Genomic DNA, 2,009 nt, shown 5'->3' with positions numbered 1-2,009 from the left:
TTCAACCCACCGGCCAACTTGATCGGATCCGGTGTCAGGTACCGCCCCAGCCTCGGGTCGTAATACCGGTGGCGGTTGTAATGCAAACCGCTTTCCGCATCGAAGTATTGCCCCTGAAAGCGCAGCGGCTGGTTCAGGTAGTCGTCGCCCGCCAGGGTCAGCGCGGCGGTTTTGCCGTAGGCGTCGTATTGCGCGGACCAGACGATGTCGCCGCCGTAGTCGGTGAGTTCTTGCGGCGTGCCGAGGTGGTCGAGCTGGTAGTAAAAGGGGCAGGCTTTTTTCGGGCCTTTGCCGTCGAGCAGCGCGAGCGGGCGGAAGGTGCCGGGTTCGTAGACGTAGCTGCGGTATTCGTTCTCGCTGCTTTCGGCGACGACTTGGTCGCCTTGCCAGAAAAATTCGGTGGTCTGGCCGTCGACGGTTTTGCGGATGCGGCGGCCGAAGGCGTCGTATTGGTAAGTGGCGGTCTGGCCGTCGGGGCGGGTCAGGCCGATCAGGCGGTGCTGGCTGTCGTAGCGGTATTCGATGACGAGTGTTTGTGCTTTACCACGGCGCTCGCGGATCAGGTTGCCGAAGGCGTCGTAGTCGTAATGCCGGTCGCCCTGCATCAGCAGGCGGTTACCTTGAATCCGGCTCGGTCCGGGGCGGTCCTGCATCAGCAGGTTGCCGGCCGGGTCGTGGGCGAAGGATTCCGGCAGTTCGTCGCGGGAATGGCGGACGCGGATCAGTCGGTCGAGGGCGTCGTAGCCGTAGGTGCGCTGGCCGTGGCGGCTGTCGGCGATGTGCGCGAGGTTGCCGTTGGCGCTGTAGGCATAATCGCGGCGATAGACTGAATCGCGCTGATGGCCTACGGCGTGGGCGAGCAGTCTTCCCTGTTCGTCGTAGGCATATTCGCTGAGCAGCAGGCCTTGCTGGCGCTGCACTTCGCGGCCGAACTGGTAGACGTGGCGGGTCAGCGGCGTGCCGTTGAGGTCGATCGCCGTCAGCGCGCCGCCCTTGGCGTAGTGGTAGTCGAGTTTGCTGTTGTCCGGCAGGCGCAGACGTTTGAGCTGGCCGCAGGCGTCATAGGCATAACGCAGGGTGCCCCAGCCCTGGTGTTCGGTGATCAGCCGATCCTGGCGGTCGTATTCAAAGGCCAGCGGGTGGTTTTGGCCGTCATCGACGGCGATCAGCCGACCGAGGCGGTCGTAGGAATATTCGACCTTCACACCATCGGGAAGGGTCTTGACCAGCAAGCGTCCGGCCGCATCGCGCTTATAGGCGGTGACCAGTTGCGAGCCGTCATCACCAAACTCGGTCTTCTCCAGCAGATGCCCGTTGAGGTCATAGGCATACGCCGTGCGCCGCCCATCAAACCCGGTTTCCTGTCGGATCAATCCGCTCGGCGTGTAGTCCAGCCGGTACCTTTCCCCGGACTCGTTCTCGATCTCGGTGAGCAGCAGTTGCGCATGGTCGTAGCGGTACTGCACCTGCGTGCCGTCGGGATTGAATCGCCGCGAGACCAGGTGCAGGTCATCGTCGTACTCGTAACGGGTAATGCGTCCGAGCTCGTCGCGTTCGGCGGTCACCTGGCCGTAAGCGCCGTAGCTGTAGGCGCGGGTGCTGCCGGTAGGAAACGTCGTCTGGATCAGTCGGCCAACGGCGTCCCATTGCTGACGGGTGACGGCGCCGTGTTCGTCGGCCGTGGTCGTCCGCCGCCCCAATGCGTCGTAGGAAAAGCGTCGCACACCGCCATCGGGCAGGGTTTCTTCGGTCAACTGGCCAAGCGGATTCCACACCAGCTTATGGCGGCTGCTGTCCGGGTAGCGGATCGACAACAACTGGCCGCGCACGTTGTAGTAGTAATGGGTGACCTGACCCTCAGGGTCGACCGCTTCAGTGACATCGCCCTCGGCGTTGCGCCGATAGATCCACACCGCATCGCCTCGGCAACGCTTGTAGAGGAAACCGTTGCGGTACTCGTAGGACGTTGGCGCGTCGTCCGGCGGAATCAGCGCGATCAGCCGTCCGAC

General features: G+C 63.5%; 1 protein-coding gene. It reads right to left on the bottom strand.

Annotated features, from left to right (window positions below; translation table 11 throughout):
- Window positions 1-2,009: RHS repeat-associated core domain-containing protein (locus tag ACYYKW_RS26450; protein WP_464991585.1), on the bottom strand; the 2,009-nt coding region annotated here is incomplete at both ends.

Source organism: Pseudomonas sp. 15C, from assembly GCF_055484735.1.
This window is presented reverse-complemented; position numbering and strand designations above follow the sequence as displayed.